The 22,789-nt window shown below is 44.8% G+C and carries 17 protein-coding genes; 16 read left to right on the top strand and 1 reads right to left on the bottom strand.

Translation table 11 applies throughout. From position 1 onward, the window contains the following. The 16 genes from Q7P68_RS14010 to Q7P68_RS11640 all read left to right on the top strand — a co-directional run. Positions 1-139 (top strand): helix-turn-helix domain-containing protein (locus tag Q7P68_RS14010; protein WP_369695325.1); only part of this gene is annotated, 139 nt, incomplete at its 5' end. A 50-nt stretch (positions 140-189) separates the two neighbouring features. Then, positions 190-792 (top strand): DUF1819 family protein, encoded by a 603-nt coding sequence (locus Q7P68_RS11705; protein WP_304225876.1) that lies wholly within the window; start codon positions 190-192, stop codon positions 790-792. Then, entirely contained in the window at positions 789-1,403 is a 615-nt protein-coding gene (locus Q7P68_RS11700; RefSeq protein WP_304225874.1) for a DUF1788 domain-containing protein, read from the top strand. The genes Q7P68_RS11705 and Q7P68_RS11700 overlap by 4 nt, the downstream gene beginning before the upstream one ends. Next, positions 1,390-4,866 carry a BREX system P-loop protein BrxC gene (gene brxC, locus Q7P68_RS11695; protein ID WP_304225872.1) on the top strand — a complete coding sequence of 1,159 codons (3,477 nt, stop codon included), beginning with the start codon at positions 1,390-1,392 and terminating at the stop codon, positions 4,864-4,866. Before Q7P68_RS11700 ends, brxC begins: the two co-directional genes overlap by 14 nt. 15 nt (positions 4,867-4,881) lie before the next feature. Beyond that, positions 4,882-6,576 (top strand): BREX-1 system adenine-specific DNA-methyltransferase PglX, encoded by a 1,695-nt coding sequence (gene pglX / locus Q7P68_RS11690; protein WP_304225871.1) that lies wholly within the window; start codon positions 4,882-4,884, stop codon positions 6,574-6,576. 67 nt (positions 6,577-6,643) lie between these two features. After that, positions 6,644-6,952, top strand: a complete 309-nt coding sequence (locus tag Q7P68_RS14005; protein WP_369695324.1) for a type II toxin-antitoxin system HigB family toxin — start codon at positions 6,644-6,646, stop codon at positions 6,950-6,952. Next, a complete protein-coding gene (locus Q7P68_RS11685; protein ID WP_304225869.1) occupies positions 6,921-8,177 on the top strand; it encodes an ImmA/IrrE family metallo-endopeptidase in 1,257 nt (418 codons plus the stop codon). The genes Q7P68_RS14005 and Q7P68_RS11685 overlap by 32 nt, the downstream gene beginning before the upstream one ends. 187 nt (positions 8,178-8,364) lie before the next feature. After that, the gene (locus Q7P68_RS11680; RefSeq protein ID WP_304225867.1) at positions 8,365-9,153 is read left to right on the top strand and encodes an NYN domain-containing protein; all 789 of its coding nucleotides are present in this window, start codon (positions 8,365-8,367) and stop codon (positions 9,151-9,153) included. Between the two features lie 3 nt (positions 9,154-9,156). Next, the gene (locus Q7P68_RS11675; RefSeq protein ID WP_304225866.1) at positions 9,157-9,390 is read left to right on the top strand and encodes a DUF2188 domain-containing protein; all 234 of its coding nucleotides are present in this window, start codon (positions 9,157-9,159) and stop codon (positions 9,388-9,390) included. Positions 9,391-9,404: 14 nt separating this feature from the next. Then, on the top strand, positions 9,405-10,634 hold the full coding sequence (locus tag Q7P68_RS11670) for a hypothetical protein (RefSeq protein ID WP_304225864.1): 1,230 nt from the start codon (positions 9,405-9,407) through the stop codon (positions 10,632-10,634). Beyond that, positions 10,594-12,444, top strand: a complete 1,851-nt coding sequence (gene pglX, locus Q7P68_RS11665) for a BREX-1 system adenine-specific DNA-methyltransferase PglX (RefSeq protein ID WP_369695323.1) — start codon at positions 10,594-10,596, stop codon at positions 12,442-12,444. The genes Q7P68_RS11670 and pglX (Q7P68_RS11665) overlap by 41 nt, the downstream gene beginning before the upstream one ends. 2 nt (positions 12,445-12,446) lie before the next feature. Next, positions 12,447-15,542 carry an SNF2-related protein gene (locus Q7P68_RS11660; protein ID WP_304225861.1) on the top strand — a complete coding sequence of 1,032 codons (3,096 nt, stop codon included), beginning with the start codon at positions 12,447-12,449 and terminating at the stop codon, positions 15,540-15,542. A gap of 1 nt (position 15,543) precedes the next feature. Further along, positions 15,544-16,896: an acetate and sugar kinases/Hsc70/actin family protein gene (locus tag Q7P68_RS11655; protein WP_304225860.1), complete on the top strand. Its 1,353-nt coding sequence runs from the start codon at positions 15,544-15,546 to the stop codon at positions 16,894-16,896. Positions 16,897-16,956: 60 nt separating this feature from the next. After that, positions 16,957-19,491: a BREX-1 system phosphatase PglZ type A gene (pglZ, locus tag Q7P68_RS11650; protein ID WP_304225858.1), complete on the top strand. Its 2,535-nt coding sequence runs from the start codon at positions 16,957-16,959 to the stop codon at positions 19,489-19,491. A gap of 15 nt (positions 19,492-19,506) precedes the next feature. Next, the gene (brxL, locus tag Q7P68_RS11645; protein ID WP_304225856.1) at positions 19,507-21,570 is read left to right on the top strand and encodes a BREX system Lon protease-like protein BrxL; all 2,064 of its coding nucleotides are present in this window, start codon (positions 19,507-19,509) and stop codon (positions 21,568-21,570) included. Between the two features lie 50 nt (positions 21,571-21,620). Further along, the gene (locus Q7P68_RS11640) at positions 21,621-22,322 is read left to right on the top strand and encodes an SIR2 family NAD-dependent protein deacylase (protein ID WP_304225854.1); all 702 of its coding nucleotides are present in this window, start codon (positions 21,621-21,623) and stop codon (positions 22,320-22,322) included. A gap of 255 nt (positions 22,323-22,577) precedes the next feature. Here the strand turns inward: Q7P68_RS11640 and Q7P68_RS11635 are convergent. Beyond that, a partial coding sequence (locus Q7P68_RS11635) for a hypothetical protein (protein ID WP_304225852.1) occupies positions 22,578-22,789 on the bottom strand: 212 nt, incomplete at its 5' end.

The raw sequence follows: 22,789 nt of genomic DNA, 5'->3' as shown, positions 1-22,789 counted from the left end.
TGTATCGGCGGCCCTCCGGGCCAGCGGCGGAAACCGGGAAGCCGCAGCAAAACTATTGGGCATGACCGGCCACTCGTTCCGCAAAGCCCTACGTGAACGCTTCGCCGGCTTTATAGAACAGGAATGGGAAGGGGAGTGAGGGGATTCTTTGACAATTAATAAAAGTAGCGGTAGTATAGGTAAAAAAGTATGAAAGAAAAATATAATTTAAGTCTGGCGGTAGGGGCACTCTTGCAACCCGAAACCTGCATAATTGCCAAACTATATACTGCGAACCCGAATTGGAATGCCCTTCGTGAAACGGTTGTTAATGAAAACCTCCTTCATAAAACAAGAATATCCAGTACGTTCCGTTATTTTCTTGAAATTAAAAGACGCTTATCAATAGCATACCCCTTTGAATTAGAACTTGTTGCAAGAGAGGACCCCGCTACACCCTATGTGTTATTTGTGCTTTGCTGCAGATATTATGGTTTATTGGGAGATTTTGTCCGGGAAGTCATTCAAGATAAGGTATCCATTGGGCAGGATTTTATTGGTATGGATGACTACTATCATTTTATAGAGAGTAAACGTCCAGTACATCCTGAATTGGATACCCTTTCATCGACCAGTTTCGAAAAAATACGACAGGTAATCTTTAAGATACTCAAAGAAGTTGGCATGGTTAATGCAAATAAAGAATATAGTATACAAAGAATGACGGTTCCTGGCTATCTGGTAGAACAATATAAAAAGGCAGATGATTTGGCAGCTTTGGAATATTTATTACAAAGGATAGGTAACAAATGACGAGCTATGATCAGCTTTTTAATACCTTTTTTAATATAATGTCCAGTTCAAGATTTTTAGCAATGGAAGGCTTAGGAAACGAAATCCCCTATTTTATTCATGCCTATAATATAAAAGACCAAAGGTTAGTGTATCAAAAAATAGAAGCACTTGTTAAACGACTTGAACGGGCTGGTATTAGGGTAGCGTTGTTTGGACTCTATGATTTTACTATACATTATTTTAAGCAGTCCGGTGAATTGGAAGATTTATTTGAATTAGAACCTACCTTACCAAAAGCTCGTTTCTTCGAAGAAATGGTTAGAATGCTTCCTCCCGACTCGGTGATTGTTCCTGCCATACAAAATGAAGCAAATGATAAAAATGCCCAGATTGTTATTCTGTGGCAGGCTGGTGAAGTCTACCCCTATATTCGGGCCCATGAAATTTTAAGTAATTTGCAATCAACTTTGTCTGACAGACCAGTGGTTCTCTTTTTCCCCGGTGAATATCTAACTTCAGAAAGGGAAGGTTATAAGCTTAAACTATTTGGCAATTTGGAAGCCAGATATTACCGGGCATTTAAATTAGAAGAATACATAATCAGGGGGAATTTAAATGACAACGCTTAAGGAGATTCTTGCAAAGGATATTTCACGGGATATAGATGGGGTCATTAAGGCCGAAGATGAACGACATCTTGTTCAGGAGGTTGAGGAGTACGTTATCACTAAAGAAATAGCCAAGGAGTTGCGGAAACTGGTAGAAGCTCTTAAGGATGCAACTTCCGAAAAGGGTAACTACCCTTACAATGGAGTATGGATATCCGGCTATTTTGGTTCAGGAAAATCGCACCTGTTAAAAATTCTTTCCCTTATTATGGGAAATAAAACAGTACAGGGAATTAAACTTAAGGATATATTCTTAAAAAAAATTGATGACGCCCTCTTCCGTGCTGATTTTGAGAAAATATTGGACATTCCTGCGACGAGTATACTTTTTAATATTGAACAGCATGCCGAATCTGCCCGCAATATGAGCGATAATGCGGTATTGTATGCCTTTATTCGGATGTTCAATAAAATGCGGGGTTATTATATAGAACCAGGCGCAGTTTCTCGGTTTGAACAACATCTTGATGAAGAAAACAGACTAGAAAGCTGGAAAAATTATTACCATGAAAAAACCGGTAAAAGTTGGGATGAAAACCGTTCAAAGGCTCTCATGCTTGGGAGGAAAACCTTTATATCCGTTCTTGGCCAATTTCATGAGGTATCAACCGAAGAAGCGGAACGAATTATCAGCCAATATGAATCTCAATATTCCATTACGGTAGATAGTTTTACAAAAGAAGTGGCCCATTGGTTGGACCGTCAGCCGGACAAACGGCACCGCATTAATTTTTTTGTAGACGAAGTTGGCCAGTTTGTGGCTCAGGACTCTCGGCTCATGTTAAGTTTACAAACCATAGTAGAAAGTCTGGGTGTAGAAACCGGTGGAAGAGCCTGGGTCTATGTAACCAGTCAGGAGACCATCGATACCTTGGTTGATACATTAAAAAGAAATAGTGCTGCCGATGCATTTTCCAAGATTTTGGGCCGTTTTAAATTTCGTATCGCCTTAAGCTCAGCCGACGTTCAGGAAGTAATTCAGAAACGGCTTCTAGAAAAAAAAGAAAAAGGCAAGGAACTATTAGGAGAATTTTATCATAGAGAAAAGGAGTCCCTGCGGACCGTCTTTACCTTTACCGAAGGAGGCAAAGCCGTCCAGTTTAAAGACGAAGAGACCTTTATCTATTCCTACCCATTTCCTGCCTATCAATATACGCTCCTGCAGGATGCACTAAAAGGGCTGGGTGAACATGACGCCTTCGTGGGAGCCCACGTATCCCGGGGTGAACGATCCATGCTCGAAATTTTTCAGGATGTGGGTAAATCGTATCAGAACAAGGAACTGTACCGATTTGCCCCCTTCGATGCCATGTTCGACGGGATCCGTCAAACCCTGAAAACCGGACTCATTGCTGCCATTAACCAGGCCGAACGGAATCTGGCTGATGATTTTTCGGTACGGGTAATAAAAGCGCTCCTGCTGGTTAAATATATTCAGGGTTTTAAAAGCACGGTCAATAATATCAAAATCCTATTGGCAGACAGGATTGATCTTGACCTGGTAGCATTAGAACAACAGGTTCAGGAATCGCTTAATAAGCTGGAAAATCAGACCTACATAAGACGGAACGGAGATATATACGAGTATTTGACCGATGATGAACGGGATGTGGAAGACGAAATACGGCGTATAAACGCGGAAGATCAGGAATGCCGTAAGTTTATAGAAGGTATTGTTTTTGGGGATATCTTAAAAGGCTCTAAAATTCGTCACATTGCTACTGGCGAAGATTATGCATTTCAGAAAGCCATGGACGATGAACCCGCAAGAGGCCAGGGAGATTTGATACTCCGGGTGGTGAGCCCCTGGCATCCCGATGCGGAAAACCGATCTGCCCTTTTAACCCGTTCTATGGGCCGGAAGGAACTGCTCATTATTCTACCATTAGATACCAATTTTATTAATGAGCTGGAACTCTTTCTGAAAACAGAAGCCTGGATCCGCAGAACCGATGCAAAACAAACTAAATACGCCCGAATTTATGCGGATAAGCAGGCCCAGAACAATGAACGAAAACGGCGTCTTGCGGATATGGTGCGGGAACTCATCAAGGTATCCGATTTTGCTGTTATGGACCAGGAATTATCCATCCCTAATAATAATCCCCTGGAACGGATTGAACGGGTCTTTCAGGACCTGGTATCCCGTTCCTACCCGAACCTTAAACTGATCAAAACCCATTACACCCAGGAGAGTTTAAGGAAAATCCTGTATGATTCAGCAAATGTGTTGGAACTCGGCGGGGTTGACTCCAATGAAGCGGAACAGGAACTGCACAACTGGCTTAAACGAAAACAGGCCCAGATGGAATCCGTGAGCCTTGCAGCGATAAAAGAAGAATTCAGCAAGGGCCAATACGGCTGGTACGAATGGGCAATCCTTTGTATCGTAGCAAGCCTCTTTAAACGGGAAGAAATAGAGCTCCTTCGGGGTACCGAAGTCCTTGGCATGGATGATGTATACAACCTTCTTAATCAGAACCGGGGACATGATGCTGTTACCATTAAACTTACCCCAGTAGTTACTGGAGAGATGGTACGAAAATTAAAGGATATACACGAGACCCTCTTCCATATACCGAATTCCGGCTCTAGCGGCAAGGATGCGGCCATTGCCTTTAAAGATGCTTTGCTGACCTTTATTCAGGATTTTGAACAAAGCCTGTCAGGTGCTCCTGATTTTGCCTTCTGTGAGCGAGCCTCTGAACTGAACCATCAGCTCAGGAATATGCTAAAGAACGATTGGTCCTGGTTCCTGGAAAATCTGGACAGTTATAGGACTAATTTAGAAAACATGGTAGATGAGGCCGACCATATCATAAAGTTTTTGAAAGGCCCCAATGTAGAGACATGGCGTAGAATCGATACCTGGTTTCATGACAGCCAGGATAATCTTGCAGAAATAGCCATGCCTGACGCAGAAAGGGCTATAAAAGCATACCGGACCGCAAAAGATTTATATGAGACCAGCGATACAAAACGGGCTAAGGACCTCTGGGAGACCATGGTTCAAAAGGAACAGAATCTGCTTGCGGAAGAGCGAAAGCAGGCGGAACAAAGGATCGATGAATACCTTGGCAAACTGACCGCTTTGCCCGAATGGACTTTACTGAGCCAGGAACAACAGCAGGAATTTAGATCTTTATTTACCCGTTTAAAAGATAGCGTAAAAATGAAAAACACCCTGCCTGCAATTCGGGACGTGGGTATCACCCAGGCAGGAAAAGTTTATGAATCCTGCCGGACCCGAATCAATGAAATCCTTCATCCTGCTCAAAAAATCATCTATGCGGATGCAAAGGAAAAGCGGGTTCCCTTTCATAAAACCGAACTGGTTTCTGAAGCAGATGTTAAGGACTATGCCATGAGTCTGGAAGAACATTGGAAAAAACTCATTGCCCAGGGCAAACGGATCAGCTTATAAAGAGGAAGTCGTACCATGGATTTAAACAGTCTTAAAAAATTCGCCCAGGAAATGAGACGGGAACTTATCGCCCAGATGAAAGCCCGTATAGAATATGTACTTTCCCATGACGACGAGTACCTCCGTGCCCATTCGGCTGAAAAGAAGAAGATCGCGGAGTTGGATAAATCGAAGGGGCGGCAAGAACTGGTAGAAGAAGCGGCCTACCTCTGGTTCAACCGCCTTGCCGCATTCCGCTATATGGATAGCCGGGGATATACAAGTCCCCGGGTCATTTCTCCCCGGAGCGGTGAATCCCAGCCGGAACTCCTTGCGGAGATTAAACGAGGGAACATCCCCCTGGAACTTAAGCCATACGCCGCCGACATAGAAGGATTTTTATCAGGCCGAATCCATTCCTCCCAGCCGGACCGGGAGGCCTACAAACTGGCTTTGTTAGGAATCTGCAATGCCTGGGCGGAACGGATGCCCTGGCTTTTTACCAAGGTAGATGACTGGGCCGGACTGCTTCTTCCCCAGGATCTGCTTTCAGAAAACTCTATTATTGCCCGGATGGTTTCAGGCCTTTCCGATGCGGACTGTAAGGAAGGGGTGGAGATCATCGGCTGGCTCTACCAGTTCTATATTTCCGAAAAAAAAGACGAAGTTTTCGCCCTCCTTAAAAAGAACGTAAAGGTCAGCAAGGAAAACATTCCCGCCGCTACCCAGCTTTTTACACCCCACTGGATCGTCCGCTTCATGGTAGAAAATTCCCTGGGCCGGCTCTGGCTTCTGAACCGTCCCGACTCGCAGCTCAAGGAAAGGATGAAGTACTTTATTGAGTCCGACCCTGAGCCCGACTTCCTCAGGGTAACAGATCCCACAGAACTTAAGTGCCTGGATCCCTGCTGCGGCTCCGGGCATATCCTGGCCTATTTTTTCGAGCTCCTCTACGCAATCTACGAAGAAGAAGGCTATGCCCCAGCGGAAATACCATCGCTCATCATTGAACACAATATATATGGGATTGATATTGATGAACGGGCGGCGGAGCTTGCGGCTTTTACTCTTGCTATGGTGGCCCGGGAAAAGGACCGCCGCTTTTTTGAACGTGGCATAACGCCCCATGTAACCGCCATGAGGGATATCCAGGTGGATCTGCGGAAGCTGAATGTCCGCCTTTCCCCGGACCTGCAGGAAAGCCTGGAACTCCTTAAAGAGGGACGTAATTTTGGCTCCCTCATTCCGGTGCCCGCCGGAGCGGCTGCTGAAATTGCAGAAATAGAAGCGGGCATAGAGAGCCACCGCTTTGATGACCTCTTTGGCACCGCCGAACTAGATGACCTAAAAGCGGCCTTCAGAATCCTGGAATACCTGGAACCCCGCTACCATGTGGTGGTAACAAATCCGCCGTATATGGGGTCCAAGGGGATGAATGACAGCATCAAGTCCTATGTAGGTAAGCGATATCCAGATTCCAAGTCAGATCTCTTCGCGGTATTCATGGAACGATGTCTTGAAGGTCTCGTGAGGCACGGGTACATGGGTATGATAAATCAGCAAAGCTGGATGTTTCTCTCAAGTTTCGAGGATCTTCGTAAGAAGCTTCTCGAAGAAGACACTATTGTTGTCATGGCTCACCTGGGAGCTCATGCATTCGAGACTATTGGTGGTGAAGTTGTCCAAACAACGAGCTTTGTCCTGAAGAAAGCTCGTCCACCCAAGGAATAAATGTTCCCATAATGGGAACTTATATGTTGACAAGCTGGTGGAAATGTAGTATGGTTGGTATAGGCGGATGAATGTAATTGCCCGGAGGACTTTGGTCCAGTTTTGGACCAAGCATCCCCGATCCAAGGCCTCCCTGGAAGCATGGTATCACGAGGCGCTCCATGCAACGTGGGCTACGCCGGAGGACGTCAAGCGCAGGTACCCTACGGCTAGCATACTTCGGAACAATCGAGTGCAGTTCGACATCCGGGGGAATGAGTTTCGCTTAGTCTGCGCGTTCCGGTATGACAAAGGCATCGCCTGGATCAAGTTCGTAGGGACCCATGCCGAGTACGACAAGATCAATGCGGAGACATACAATGGAAATCCAGCTTAAGGTGCTCAAGACCGAAGAGGATTACGAGCGCGCCCTCGCTGATTTGGATCGCATCTTCAACGCGCCGGAAGGCACGGTGGAATCCGACCAAATCGACGTCCTCGCCATGCTCATCGAAAAATACGAAGACGAGCATTATCAAATAGACCCTCCTGACCCCATTGCAGCTATCAAGTTCAGGATGGAACAGGCGGGTTTAACGCAAAAAGACCTTATCCCCTACATTGGATCGCGCTCAAGAGTATCGGAAGTATTATCTTGTAAACGAGAGCTTACCCTAGCTATGATCCGGGCGCTCCATGTCCACTTGGGTATACCTGCTGAATCGCTTATCCATGAAGCTCAGGAGCCTCTTTCCAAGGCATTGGACGACCTCGATTTCTCACAGTTTCCTGTCAAGGCCATGGAAAAGAATGGGGCATTCCATGGATTCCCCATTGGAAATGCCAAGATATGCGATAAGGCTGAGGAAGCCATTCGCTGGCTCGTTGGTCGAATCGGGGGATTTTCCGCGGTCCCGCGAATGGCAGCGAAGAAGAACGATGGCATGCGCTTGAATGCAAAATTGGACAACTATGCTCTGCTCGGGTGGAGCCTCCAAGTCCTACGTGAAGCCTCTGAACATCCGTCCGTAGGACGCTTCAAGAGCGAGGCGCTCACCGACAAGTTCATCCAGACTCTCGTATCCCTATCGGTAACCGAGGATGGTCCTCACCAGGCACGAGAGTACCTTAGCAAGGCGGGGATTACACTGCTGGCTGTTCCGCATCTGCCGCACACATATCTTGATGGTGCGGTATTTCTCACCGAGGGCAATCGTCCCGTAATAGCTCTGACCCTCCGCTATGACCGCCTTGACAATTTTTGGTTCGTGCTTCTCCATGAGCTTGGCCATCTGAAACTTGGCCACCTTTCAGGGGATCGGTCCTGGATAGCAGACGACTTGGACCTCGCGAGCAGTGATTCCAAGCAGGAACAGGATGCCGATCGGTTTGCTTCCTCAGCACTCTTACCTACCGATTTCGATCTGGACACAAAGGTTCGTCTCTCGACCAACGAGGTGGTTGCCTACGCACAGGACCATGGAGTACATCCAGCCATCGTAGCGGGGCGGATCCAGCATAGACGAAAGGACTTTAGAACCTTTGCGAATCTGGTAGGCCGGGGTGAAGTGCGCAAGCATTTCCCCGTGGCGGGTGCGGGATGGAGCAAAAAGGAGTCATAATGCGCAGTATTTATTGTTATTGGCTGGATAGATTATTACCAGAGCTTCGCCAAGGCTTGACAAAACCGATTTCAGCTCCTACATTTATACTATCATTTGATAATGTTAATAGCGCCCCCGACGATCTCCGTACCGATTCATCTTGGTATGGTCGACTCGGGGGCTTTGTTTTTTGTTGGGGTGCGGTATGAATAGCGGCGGCATCGAGCGAGTCGCTGTTATGGTCGATGGTGGCTTTTATTTAAAGAGATACCGTGCTCTTTTCTGCAGATGTCCTGATTTTATGGAGCATGATTATTGCCAAGCTGCTGCGGTATTTCAAAAACTAACAAACGCACATGTTCAGCCAAGTCGAGGAGAAAGGCTCTACAGAATCTTTTACTACGACTGCCAGCCTCTTCAGAAGAAAGTCCATAATCCGATTTCCAAAGCTCTTATCGATTTTTCAAAAAGCACGACCGCCCAGTTTAGAAATGGTTTTCTTGAACAGCTGAAACGGCAGCGAAAAGTAGCACTAAGGCTAGGTACTGTCAAAGATAATGACGCATGGATTATTTCACGTTCCAAAACAAAGGATCTTTTGGCAGGAAGGATTCGTCTCGAAGATCTCAACGATTCGGATATACGTTTTGATATCAAGCAAAAGGGGGTGGATATGCGTATTGGTCTGGACATATCTGCTCTTGCATATAAGCGCCTTGTCGATCGCGTAATCCTCATCGCTGGCGATAGTGACTTCGTCCCTGCAGCTAAAGTGGCTCGACGAGAGGGGATAGATTTTGTCCTCGACCCCATGTGGAACCCAATAGGGGACGACCTCTTCGAACATATCGATGGCTTGTTTTCAACATCTCCACGACCAACAAGTCCTATCTTTACCATTAATGAATTTCTAGCCACACCGAAAGGCAGTGCGTCGGAAGATGTGGGTAAAATCGCGCCAAGTCCAGAAGATGTTCCTTCAGGGAAGGAGTGATTCATGCCTAAGAAAGAACGTATTCATATTACCCAACGGCCCGATGGCCAGTGGCAGGGTAAGAGAGAGGGTGCTGAGCGAGCCTCTATAGTCAGCTCAACCCAACGAGAAGCTAATCAGAGAGCTATCGAAATAGCCAAGAATAGCGGAAAGGCCCAAGTTATTATTCATGGCACTGATGGCAAGATTCGTGAAGAGCACACCTATGGGAGCGACCCGTATCCGCCCAAGGGATAAAACAGAGGCTGGTTTTGAAAATACAGGATCTGATGGGTTTTAGATATGATGCAACACCTCTACCTTTGCCTACTGATGATATGGCAGATGATGCAGAGAAGATTGTTCAATGGTTCTTAGAGTGCGCTTTCTTCAAACCATTTGTATATCGTAACCCCATGAAGGATCCACAAAAGGAATTTGCAGATGCTTTGGTAATCTTCGAAGACACCATCGTGATTGTTCAAGTAAAAACCAAATCTTCCGAGCGTGCTGAGACTGATTGGATAGCAAAACACGCAAGCAAAGCTTCTAAGCAACTTAATGGATCATACCGGCAGCTCAAGGATGGTATAGTCAAGGAGTTTACTAATCCAGTCTTTGCTGTGAAGAAGCAAATAGATCTATCACAATATCCCTATGTATATGGGATTATTGTATTGGCTGGCGTAAATGAGAATATTGATCCGATTTCATTGATAAGTTCGGCTGACAAGCCTACGATACCGACAATATTTCTTTCCATCTCGGATCTTCAAATTCTAACGGAGAGAGTAAACACGGCGGCTGACTTTATCCATTATTGCGAGGCGCATTACACACTTGCATCTCGTGAGTCTGTCTTCATTAATCAAGAGGAGACAACCTTGCTGCGAATTGCGGCGCAGATACCAGATTTACTCAGTGAGGGAAGGCCGATAGAGTCGTTCGAGGAGAAGTATCTGTTAGGGTTTCAGTGGATTTCTCGTTTATTCAAAGGGGAAGTCAATCTCGATCCGGATTACAGGTTTAGCCTGTTGTTAGATGATATTCTAAGCCATTTGCATGATCTAGATCATGAATACTCAGCTCCTTTTGTTGATGCATCGTTGGACTCTCTCAAAATCGCAGAGCAGCTAGGGTGGCTGGACAGAAAGCGTCGGATAGAGTTAGGCAAGCTACTTTATCGATGTGCTGATGCTTCGCGTGACGGCAATACTCGTTTGTTGCCCTACATGCGTCCGAAGCTTGGTGTTCTATTTCTCTTTATCTACACAAAAGAACCTAGGGTTCTCAGGCGAAAGCAGCTTTTTGCATTTGTTGGTCTAGCGCAATTGAAGTATGGAGTTACGCAAGTGCTTGGGATAGCGACCGAGCCAATTGGCAATGGGCGGTCCTACGACATGATTTGGGTGACAGAAGGTATTGTCATGCCCAAAAGGAAAGTATCATCGGAACTGCTGAATGCTCTTCCTGAACTTAATAGATCACTCATCGAGGTATAGGATGCCAACATTCTTCCGGCTTGTTGATTTTGGTACAGCCGAACAAAAAGATCGAGCGGTGCTAGAAAAACAAAACATCTACAAATGCTCTCAGAGAGAACTCCAGTTGATCCCTGGATTGCCTTTGGCCTATTGGATTGGGGAAAAATCAAAGGCTGTATTCTCGTCTTGCGAACCTGTTGGAGATAGAGCACTAAAAGGCCTAGATACAGGCGGAAACATTGGCTTGTTTGTTAGGCTATGGTATGAGGTATCTCATTCATGGATAAGCATACAGAATACGTCTCATCAGAAATGGTTCCCACTTGCAAAGGGTGGAGAATATCGCAAATGGTATGGAAACAATGAGTATGTAATAAACTATGAAAATAGAGGCCTAGCCCTAAGGAAGAATAATGCGAATTTGCGGAGTGAGACTCAATATGGCAAGAGGGGAATAACCTGGACAGTTATCTCGGTGAATGGATTTGCGGTCCGCTACATGCCTCCTGGTTTCTTGTTTGATCAGGCTGGCTCATGCATCTTTCCTAGAGATGGAGACACGATCACAATATGGCAAATTCTTGCCTCACTTAACTCCAATTTTGGAAGCTTTGCGGCCCAAGTGATTTGCCCGACTATCAGCTACACAACGGGCGACATTAGGAAAATTCCAATTCTGGCGATATCTCAAGAGATCGAAGATAAAGTAAGGAGGAATGTATCAATCGTAAAATCCGACTGGGATCTTCGGGAAACCTCCTGGGACTTCCGCCGCTCGCCTCTGCTTACCGACTATAGTGCGCCGAAAATCGAGACAGTCATCGATGAAAACCTTACCGACTGGAGCTGGCCCTCTGCCTTTGGTTCTGGAAAGGCGATCCATCTCCCAACGCAAGCGGAAGCCTTTAAGTGCCATTGGACGAGCCTCTTTCTGGAACTCCATAAAAATGAGGAAGAAAATAACCGGATATTCATTGACCTCTATGGTCTGCAGGATGAACTGAGTCCCGAGGTTCCCTACAATGAGATAACCATTCTGCAGGAAGAACTGGTGGATTCGGCCGGCAAGGAAAACCGTATCGAGTTTGACGATGCTGTCCTTGCACGACAGTTTGTCTCCTATGGTGTGGGCTGTCTTTTTGGCCGCTATTCGGTGGAACAGGACGGCCTTATTCTGGCAGATGCGGAATCTACCGCAGAGGATTTTAAAGCCCGGGTCCCCGGTGCCCGGTTTTTGCCTGATGGGGACGGGGTGCTCCCCCTCACCGACGAGGACGACTTTGCCGACGATCTCCCTACGGCATTTAAAAGCTGGCTCCGTTTTATATCCGGGGAGCATTATAATGATAATCTCCGCTGGATCGAACAGAACCTTGGCAGGGATCTCCGAACCTACTTTGTCCGGGACTTTTACAAAGAACACATTAAGCGGTATAAGAATCGGCCCATCTATTGGATGATCTCTTCCCCATCCGGAGCCTTTCGGGCAGTCATGTATCTGCATCGGTATAACCGGGATACCATCGGAAAGGTCTTAAATGATTATGTCCGACCGTACCGCGCAAAATTGGACCAGAAAATCCGGTCTTTCCAGGCTGTACTGGAATCAGCCAGTGAAAGTGCAACAGAAAAGAGCCGGGCAAAAAAACGCCTTACCCAGCTCGAAAAATATCGGACCGAAATAGAAGCATGGGAACGGGACCTCCTGTATCCTTTGGCGCTGAAGCGGATAGAGCTTGATCTGGATGATGGGGTTAAGGTGAATTATCGCAAGTTATCTGGCATCGTTGAGCCAATAAAACAGCTGGAAGCAAAAGATGAGGAATGACCATGACAAACCAGCCTCTGTTTAACCAAGGGGATGTGGTACGGTGTAAACCAGACCCTGGAAAGGTGGGAATCTGTACCGGTAAAACCAGGGTGTTCGGTAGTTTTACGACTTTTGAAGTAGAATTTGGTCCAAATTATCGTGAATATGTCCGGGCAAGTCTGCTTGAACTGGTTCCGCAAGATGAAGATATGTTTGTTCTCTTTACAAAGGGCCGGGTTGGCGGACCGGAGGATCTTGCCCGCATGGTGGTTACCGAAAAACTTTCCGGAGAACTGACCAATGTGTTTTATTCCATGGGGGTGGGAAATACGGAATTTTTACCCCATCAATTCAAGCCCGTATTGCAATTTATCGAATCTCCCCGGGGACGGCTTCTTATTGCCGATGAGGTCGGCTTAGGAAAGACCATTGAATCAATCTATATATGGAAAGAGCTCCAGGCACGTGAACGGCTTCGCAGGCTTTTAATTGTGTGTCCTTCCATGCTCCGGGAAAAATGGAAGCGGGATCTGGAAACCCGCTTTGGAGAAGATGCGGAAATAGTTGATGCGGCCCGACTCCTGGAACGGCTTGAGTCGGCCGCTCAGCGAAGAACAGGCCGTTCGTTTATCCTTATCACCAGTCTGGAGGGGATTCGCTCGCGGTCTGCAGACTGGAATTATAATGCTTTGAATGGCAGAGCTAAATTAGGCGGGTTTCTGGAAGAAATGGCAGAACAGGCAACGGACCCCCTTTTAGATCTTGTTATTATTGATGAGGCCCACTACCTGAGGAATGCTTCCACAGCTAGTCATCAAACCGCAAGCATCCTGAGGGATAATGCGGCTAATCTGGTACTGCTCTCGGCTACCCCGATCCAAACCTCCGATGAAAATTTCTACAACCTCCTCAGACTCCTCTCACCCGAAGAGTTCAGTAATTATGATACCTTTTCTCAGCTTCTCCAGACAAACGCAGTCTTAATCGAACTGGAAAATATTATACGCTCTCGGCTTGCAAATTATGATATGAGGGCTCTACTGCATAGAGTGCAGGAAGCGCGCTCTCTTCTTGGGGACGATCTGGCCGATCAGCTTTACTCCGCGTTACAGCACGGGGCCTTAACCCCGGAAGCACGGATTGACTTTGCACAACGTATACATGAACGGGCCTATTTTAGCCACTATGTGAATAGGACCAGGAAACGGGATGTGTTAGAAAACCGGGTAATCCGCAGTCCCTGGACCTATAATTTTGAATTTTCAGATTATGAAAAATATTTATATCGGGAAGTTACTAATTATATTTGGGGTAAATCCAAGGGGAAAAGCCTCCTATCCCAATTTACTTTGATTGCACGGCAGAGGCAGATGACCAGTTGTATGCCCGCCGCATTTAAACACTGGCACGATCATGCTTCGCTGGATGAACAGTTCTGGGAAGATCTTGGCATTACCGATAACGACGACACCCCGGTCGGCTATTCGGATGACTCCTTTTCCGATGCTATCCCTGTTGAAATAGACTTAAAACAGTTAGAACGATTAGACTCAAAATACGCTGAATTAAAAGAGCAATTGAGGAAACTTCTTAATAAAAACTCAGCCGAAAAGATTATCATATTTTCATTTTACCGTGGCACCATTAGTTACCTTGAACGGAGACTGCATGCTGATGGTTTCCGTGTGGTAAGTATCATGGGCGGTATGGGTGAAGAGAAGTACCAGATTATAGACCATTTTGCATCCGCTGAAGGTCCAAACATCCTTATATCCTCCGAGGTCGGTGCAGAAGGTATTGATCTGCAATTTTGTCATATCCTTATCAATTACGATCTTCCATGGAACCCTATGCGGCTTGAACAGAGGATTGGCCGTATCGACCGTATCGGACAGAAATCTGAAAAAATATTTATTTATAATATGGCATGCAGGGATACAATAGAAGATAAGGTTTTGCTTAAACTTTATGACCGGATAAATATATTTAAATATTCAATCGGTGATCTGGAGGATATCCTGGGTGACACGGTTGAACAGCTTGCCCTCGATTTAATTAACCCTGAGTTATCCGAATCGGAACGGGAACAGCGACTGGAACAAAATATAATAGCAATAGAAAATAAACGTAAACTGAGAAATGAACTGGAAGAAAAGGCAATTGAACTTTTCAGTGTCGGTGACTATATCATCCGAGGTATTAACGAAGCAAAAGACCTGGATCGTTTTATTCAGCCCCAGGATACGATGCAGTTGGTGTTGAACTTTTTTAATGCCCAGTATCCGGGAACTAATATACAGCCCTATAAAAAAGTGCCCGCCCTGTTTATCTGCCTTTCGCCAGAAGCAAAGAATGCTCTCGGGCACTTTATTGAAGAACATCATCCTGTTGTCCCTACCCAGCTTGACCGTTCAGAAAGGGATTTACTTTGTGTCTTTGATGTAAAGGCTCAGATTGAACAGAAAAATTTAAAGGTTGAATATATAGAACCGGTACATCCACTGATTCAGTGGATTGTCAGGGAAAACCGGGAATCCAATGTTATCCATCCCTGTTCTTCAATTGTTTTAAGAGAGCCTGTTCCGCAGATTAAACCGGGTATATATGTATATTTTATTCAGTTATGGAAAACCGAGGGCTGGAAAAAGAAAAAGGAGATCCGCTTTTTTGCAGCCCCCATCGATGGCAAGCCTCTGAGCAACAATGATGCGGAACGTCTGTTACTTGCCGCCTACCAAAGGGGTAGTAAATGGAACAGCTGGGATGAATTACTATCCTTAGAACATATAAAACCTCACTTGGATTATCTTATTCAATATGCTGGCGATGAATATACATTATTTGATAAGAACTTTATGTCTGATAATGAGCAGCTCTGCATAAAACAGGAAGAATACGCAAAACGAACTGCGGACCGAAAGGTTTCTGAGCTTGAAGTATTGATACAAAGGCTCGCAGAGGAGGGGAAACAGCGGGTGATCCCCATGCAAAGGGGCCGTATAGATAAAATAAAGGATCAGTTAGAATATCAATTAGTAAGAATTAATAAAAAACGTTCAGAAGCATACACAAGCACTGAAGACAAAGGAGTTGGCATTATTAAAGTGGAGGTGTGATATGAGTGATATACAAGATCCCTTGCAAGTACATATTGGGATTGATCTGGGAACTGTGTTTACTAAAGCTTGTTTTAATTGTCTTGATAAAAATGAACGGGCGATAGTTTCCTGGGAAACGGGAATTTTGGATGATAACAAGGAAATTATACCCAGTGTTATTTTTATTACAAATAATAATTATCTTCATTTAACAAAACCTGTTAATGAGCCATCAAAAAGAATAAAGTATTTTAAAATGGCTTTAGCTAATTTACATGATGTAACAGGAGTACTTATCGATAACCCAATTTTACCAACTATAGACACAGAAAATGATGCTTATAAACTTTATACTGCATATTACTTGGCGCAAATATTTTCACAAATAGAAAAACGGATAAAGGAAAAATATAAAACTTTCTTGAGTGGCAAGGAAATTAAGTATTCAATAAGTGTTGGCATACCGGTGCAATATTCTGATTCTCCAAAAAAAGAAATCTTTGAAGAAGTTTTACAGGCATTCTGGTATATGTATCCAAAGATTAATCAAGTAGAGCATATTCATAACATAGATACATACTATACCGAATCTTTGCAAGCTCCAAAAAATCCTGATATCGAAACAGTCCCGGAACTTTTGGCAGAAACAGTGAGTTTATTTACTGACATTTTTACAAATGATGGGTATTTCGCCATTTTTGATATTGGAGGCGGAACTTTAGACGGGGCACTGGCAAAATTTTATCGTTCACAAGGTCATAAAAAAATTGAGTTTATTACAGCTGAAGTTAAACCACTTGGGCTGGAGGTTGCTGTAAACGAATTAAGTAAAGCAAGAGGAATAGATGCAAAACGTAATATTCGATATATGGTATCGAGTATAACAAAAAAAGACTTTCAAAAATTATATAAACAAGTATTCAATAATCAAGAAGTTAATAAAAAATTGGATAGTATAGAAAAAGAAATCAGAACTCAAACAGCGAGTGTAGTTGTAAGTGCAAAGTATAAGGGTTTTGCATTAAATGATTGCAAAAATGAGTTGCCGATTATTTTTTGTGGTGGTGGCAAAAACTCATGGTGGTATAGGAAAGTTATTTTATCTACCTATAAAGAACATAAGCACTATAGCTGTGCAATCCCACCTTATAAAAGCCATGAGATTAATGAAGAGCAGGGAGTGTTTGCCGGAATTGCTAATATTTATAAGCACCGCTTTCTTGTTGCGTTAGGACTTTCTATACCCAAAGAAAATAGACCGGATATTATTGGTTTTCCGAATAAATATCCTAAAAAGGAAAAATCTGAGGACGGAAATGTTCAGTTGGATTTAGATGATTTGCAACGTGAAAAGTATGGTGATGATAGATAACTTTATGGGCTTGATATGCCCCAGATGAGCGGGTATAGTCAATAAACTAAGGAAATTCCCATGTCACAGCGTATTTATGAAGCCCTGGATCGTCTGTTCTTAAAAAACCGCATCATCTTCTGGTATGATCCGGAAGGGCGGATGCTGGAGATTTTCCAATCCTATCAAAGAGACTCGGTTCAAACAATGACACTGAGCAACAATGAGTTTTATATTAAATATCTTTTAATTCGGGAAAAACCTCATCAAAAGTTTTTACTATATGCCCCAACGAAACAGCCGCCCATTACCGAGAATTGGCTCCTTGATCTGGAACTAGAACATGTTGTTTTTTCTGCCGATGAAGCTTCCATGTATATCCAGGATCTGGGCCTCTCAGATTTATTAAAACAAGCTGTTTCTTTAAGACTTGGATTTTTCCGTGATCAAAAAAATCGCTTTGAACCGTTGCAGGCACTGGCAAGACCAGATTGGACCGAAGATGACCTTTTATATGCAATGCTTTCTATTGTTTCTTCAGAAACAAAGAAAGAGCGCCAAAAACTGCGGCCTTTGGATGAAATTGTTATTTCCCTTTGTGCCGCAGACGATGAACAGCATAAGTGGAAACAGGTCCAGGAATGGCAATTGACAGATATATTTTTTAGGTCTGTTAAAAAGGAATACGGTATAGAACTGGAAAAACCGGAACCTCGGGGTGTTCTATTACGCCTATTCCAGTATGCATTAGAATTCCAATCTGGTAAAGATCATAGTGCAAAGGCTCAGCGGGCCTACATATTTATAGATAGTTGGAGGGATTCAAGAGAAGAAACAGTGCGCTTCGAGAACTGCTCTCGAACCCTTACGAAAGAGTTGAATATCCAGAATTATGTAGCAACCTTACCGCTAGAACAATTATTAAAGATTGATATCTATGAAGAGGTGGACCATACAGTATTGCATAGCATAATCGAAGAACTTCTTAAAAATGCCGTGGATATCGAAACATGTTTGAACCAAATTACAGAACGGAAGAACCTGTACTGGTATCGGAATGATCAGGATGGAGCGATGAAAGCCGGATACGATGCCCTGGAGACCTATTGCCTTTTTGAACGACATCTGCGGCAAGCCCGTGTGGAGCGTGGTTTTGCTGTAACAACTAAGGAGCAGCTGTGGGATCGTTATTGTAATGAATTATATAAAATCGATCAGTTCTACCGTCGTTTTGTGTATGCTTATCAAAAAGCCGGTTCCAGCGGGACATTAGCGGAGCTGTATAAAAAAATAGATGCCCGCTATTTAGAGGGTTATTTGGAACCACTGGCTCGCAAGTGGCAAACCTATCTGGATGCTGATAACTCCCTCGGCTTTGCCAAACGGCAACATACATTCTTTGCTACCTTTGTAGATCCCTACCTGCGGGAACAAATAAAACTTTTTGTTATCATTTCCGATGGTTTGCGTTGGGAAGGAGGCCAGGAATTATGTCAGCGTCTCATAGAAAAGGGCCGTCTTAAGGTTGAATGGGAACCCCTGGCAGCACTGATCCCAACCTACACCGCCCATGGTATGGCAGCTTTGTTGCCCCATACAAAGTTGAGTCTTCAGCCAGAAACAGGAAAAGTAACCATCGATGGTATTTCTGTAGAAGGAGTGGATGGCCGAAATACCTTTCTTGGTCGAGTTGTTTCTGAGCGTTATCAAGGTAAAACAGCCTGTGCTATCCAGGCAAATGATTTTTTAGCATGGTCAGCCAGCGATGTAGAAGAAAGGTTAAAACCCTTTGATCTGGTATATATCTATTCTGACCGCATTGATGCCACAGGGCACGATTCTGATGAGGCAGTCCCAGCGGTGGTAACAGAAGAGCTTAAACGGCTTATCGATATGGTTCGTAAAATTACGAATATGGATCGCTCGAACATACTTATAACCGCAGATCATGGATTTTTATATTCGGGGGATACCTTTGAAGAACCCTATATGCTTTCCCTTGATACCTTACCAGGAGAGCTGTACCGTGATAGGAGATTTATTTTAGGAAATAATGTACAAGAGATATCAGGTCTTTGCCGGTACGATGCAAAAGAACCCGCTATTAGTGGAAACTCTACAGCTCTGGTTGCTAAAGGTTTGTTGCGTATCAGAAAAAAAGGGCCTCTCACACGTTATGTCCATGGAGGAACCACTTTGCAGGAATTGGTTGTTCCGCTTATTAAAATTAAAAAAATAAGATCCGACGAAACCCGCAGGGTTGAAGTATCCGTTTTAGGTTCTAATGATATTACATCCCCATCAGTAACGTTAAAATTCTATCAGGAAGAACCTATCGGCGGTCTCATTCTGGCCCATCGTATCCTCTCCTATTTTGTGTCAGAATCCGGTGAAATTATCTCCAATAAAATAGATCGGACCTTTGATTCCACAGATATGGAAGATATGAACCGCGGTGTGGCTCTTTCATTTTCATTTCTATCTGTGGCAAAGCAGTTTGTTGGCTCATCTATTGTATTAAAACTCGAAACCCTGGCAGAAGGCGGAACACCGATACTATATAAGACCTTTACCTTTAGACTAAAGCGCTTGGTTATGGATGTCGACTTCTTATAATACAGGAGTATCAACATGGTTGATGAACGTACAGTGCAGGATCTCTTTAATGGGTATATTGTTAGAAAGGACTTGTCTAAGCTCGTAAAGGGTAACGCGCTTGTACCTACCTATGTTCTGGAATACCTCCTGGGCCAATACTGTGCAACCTCTGATGAAACGAGTATTCAAACAGGAATTGAAAAGGTTAAAGAAATTCTGGCAAAACATTATGTAAACAGGAGTGAAAATCAACTTGTTCTTTCATGGATCAAAGAACGGGGCCACTATAAAATAATAGACCGAGTTACGGTAACTTTAAACGATCAGAATGGAACCTACGAAGCCGCCTTTTCTAATCTGGGTATTAAAAAAGTAATAGTAGAAGCGGATTATGTTAAAAATTATCCAAAACTGCTCGTAGGCGGTGTCTGGTCTATTGTAGATTTAGAATACAGTTACGAAGAGAATCCGTCCCATGTTCCCTGGATCATTGAAAACCTTAAGCCCATCCAGATTGCTAACGCTAATCTGGAAGAATTTATCGCCGCTAGAACTCAGTTTACAACAGAAGACTGGATAGACTTTCTCATCCAAAGTCTGGGGTTTAATCCGGAAGCACTGTCAGATCGGAATAAATGGTATCAGCTTGTGAGGCTCATACCATTCTGCGAAAATAATTATGACCTAATCGAGCTTGGCCCGAAAGGAACCGGAAAATCTCATATCTATTCAGAATTTTCTCCCCATGGAATTCTTATTTCTGGTGGAGAGGTAACTTTGGCTAAATTGTTTGTAAATAATTCTACCAACCGAATCGGCCTGGTTGGGTATTGGGATGTGGTGGCCTTTGATGAATTTGCCGGAAGAGACAAACAAGTCGATAAAACTCTGGTCGATGTAATGAAAAACTATCTGGCGAATCGTTCATTTTCACGCGGAACCGAACAACTGACTGCGGATGCAAGCATTGTTTTTGTAGGGAATACATCTAAAAGTGTTTCTTACATGTTAAAGCATGAAAACCTTTTTATGGACCTGCCTCCTAAATACCTCGATTCCGCATTTCTTGATCGTCTCCATTTTTATATCCCAGGGTGGGAAGTATCTATAATTAGAAACGAAATGTTCACTTCTGGCTTTGGGTTTATTGTGGATTACCTAGCACAGGTCTTAAAATTACAGCGCTCATTAGACTATTCAAATCTATATAGAAAATATTTTGAGCTTGATGAATCTCTCTCTACCCGGGATAAACTGGCTATAAATAAAACCTTCTCAGGTCTTATTAAAATTGTATATCCCCACCGGGAAGCTAAAAAAGAAGAAATTGAACAGCTCCTGGTCTTTGCCATGGAAGGCCGGAAGCGGATTAAGAATGAAATATTTAAAATCGATCCTACCTTTGATCCAGTCCGTTTTGCCTATGTGGACATTGAACGGGGAGAGAAAAAAGATGTATGGACCGCAGAAGAATTAAGGTATCCCCTTTTCACGAGCAAACGATCAGAAAACGCTTTTGAAAAGTCACCGGATTTGGTTCCTGTGCCAGATCCAGTTCCCGTTACTATTAAAAAAACAGATTCGGATATACAAAACTACTCTGGCCCGATTCATTTTACCATTGCGGAAAATCAAACTGGAATATCTTACCGTTCCTTATTTGGTGATTACCTAAAAGGTGCAAAAAAAATAGTTATAATCGATCCATACATACGAAAGTCTTATCAGATTAGAAACCTTGTAGAATTTATGCAGGTTGTGCTTGATATAAAACCCCCAGAAGAGGAAATATCAGTACATCTAATCACCGATTATGGAGAATACAACCGTTACGAAATAGAAGACAACCTAAAAAAGATTCAGGATGAGCTTTTACAGATGGATATTATCTTTACCTATGAATTCGATAATTCCCATAGTGTGCATGCCAGAAGCATTACAACCGATACGGGCTGGAAAATATCCCTGGACCGTGGACTTGATATTTTCCAACGCTTTGAAACAGGTCTCTTCTCTCTGGCTGGCATAGACCAGCGGGCACGATACTGCAAAGCCTTTGAGATAACCTATTTGAGGGAAGGTCGAACGGGACTATGATTGCGGAGGCGGCGGGGCTGATCCATGGGATCCGCCGGAATGGGGGGCGTGTGCTGGTGTTGACGGGGGCGGGGGTGTCTACGGAGAGCGGGATCCCTGACTTTCGTAGTCACGGTACGGGGCTTTGGGAGACCAGGGACCCGACGGAGGTGCTGTCGCTCCGGGTGCTGGAGGAGCGGCCCCAGCGGTTTTACGCGGAGGGGTTTCGGCTTCTTATGGATATGCGGTCCGCCGAACCGAACGGGGCCCATCGGGTGCTGGCGCGGATGGAAGCGGAGGGGTACATCCAGGGGATTATCACCCAAAATATCGATAACCTGCATCATAGGGCGGGTTCCCGGCGGGTGTGGGAGGTTCACGGAAATACCCGGGACGCCGTGTGCGTTGCCTGTGGTCGTGTGGGGCCGGTGGAGGAAATCGAGGAAGCCGTGGCGAGGGGTGAAATACCGCCCCGGTGTCGGGTCTGCGGAGGCCGTATCCGTCCTGCGGTGGTGCTCTTTGGGGACCCCATGCCTCATGCGTTTACCGAGGCCCTGCAGGCGGTGAAGGGGGCGGATCTGCTGGTTGTGGTGGGATCTTCCCTGTCGGTGTACCCCGTGGCGTACCTCCCGGAAGAGGCGAAGCAGTATATTATCATCAATCTTAGTCCCACGGCCCTGGACTATCGGGCCCGGCTTGTGATCCGTGAAAAGGCCAGCGTGGCCCTGGAGGGTATCTACACGGCCCTGGTGAAGCTGGGCGGGCTGGGGTAAAGAAGCGCTGGGGACTCCCGGAAGCGCTGGGGACTGCCGGAAGCGCTGTGGACTGCCGGAAGCGCTGTGGACTGCCGGAAGCTCCGGCAGAGGACGATGGTTTCGATTCCCCCTTATGTCCACAGAAAGTAACCGTCAATTACATCCCGTTAGTAGTATAGCTTGATGGGCTAAGATTTTACGGTAACAGGGCCACCCGTTTTGATTCGGTGCGGCAAAGATCGGCGCTATTCGTTCCTTATGGTTAAAATCCCTTCATCTGGTTTGATATAGGGAGAATGCCAGTTCGGACCAGTATTCGAATTCAATAGTATCGTCTTTGGCTTCCATGGCTTGGGTAATGTCTTCGGCTCTGAGCCAATGGACGGTTCCCAGTTCTTCCCCGATACGAAGGTGTTCTTTTCTTGTCCTTACTAGATACACTATGCCGATATGGACCTGACCCACCGGGGTGCGGTCCTCATGGA

This window comes from Gracilinema caldarium (assembly GCF_029265695.1).
Taxonomy (GTDB): Bacteria; Spirochaetota; Spirochaetia; order Treponematales; family Breznakiellaceae; genus Gracilinema; species Gracilinema caldarium_A.
This window is presented reverse-complemented; position numbering and strand designations above follow the sequence as displayed.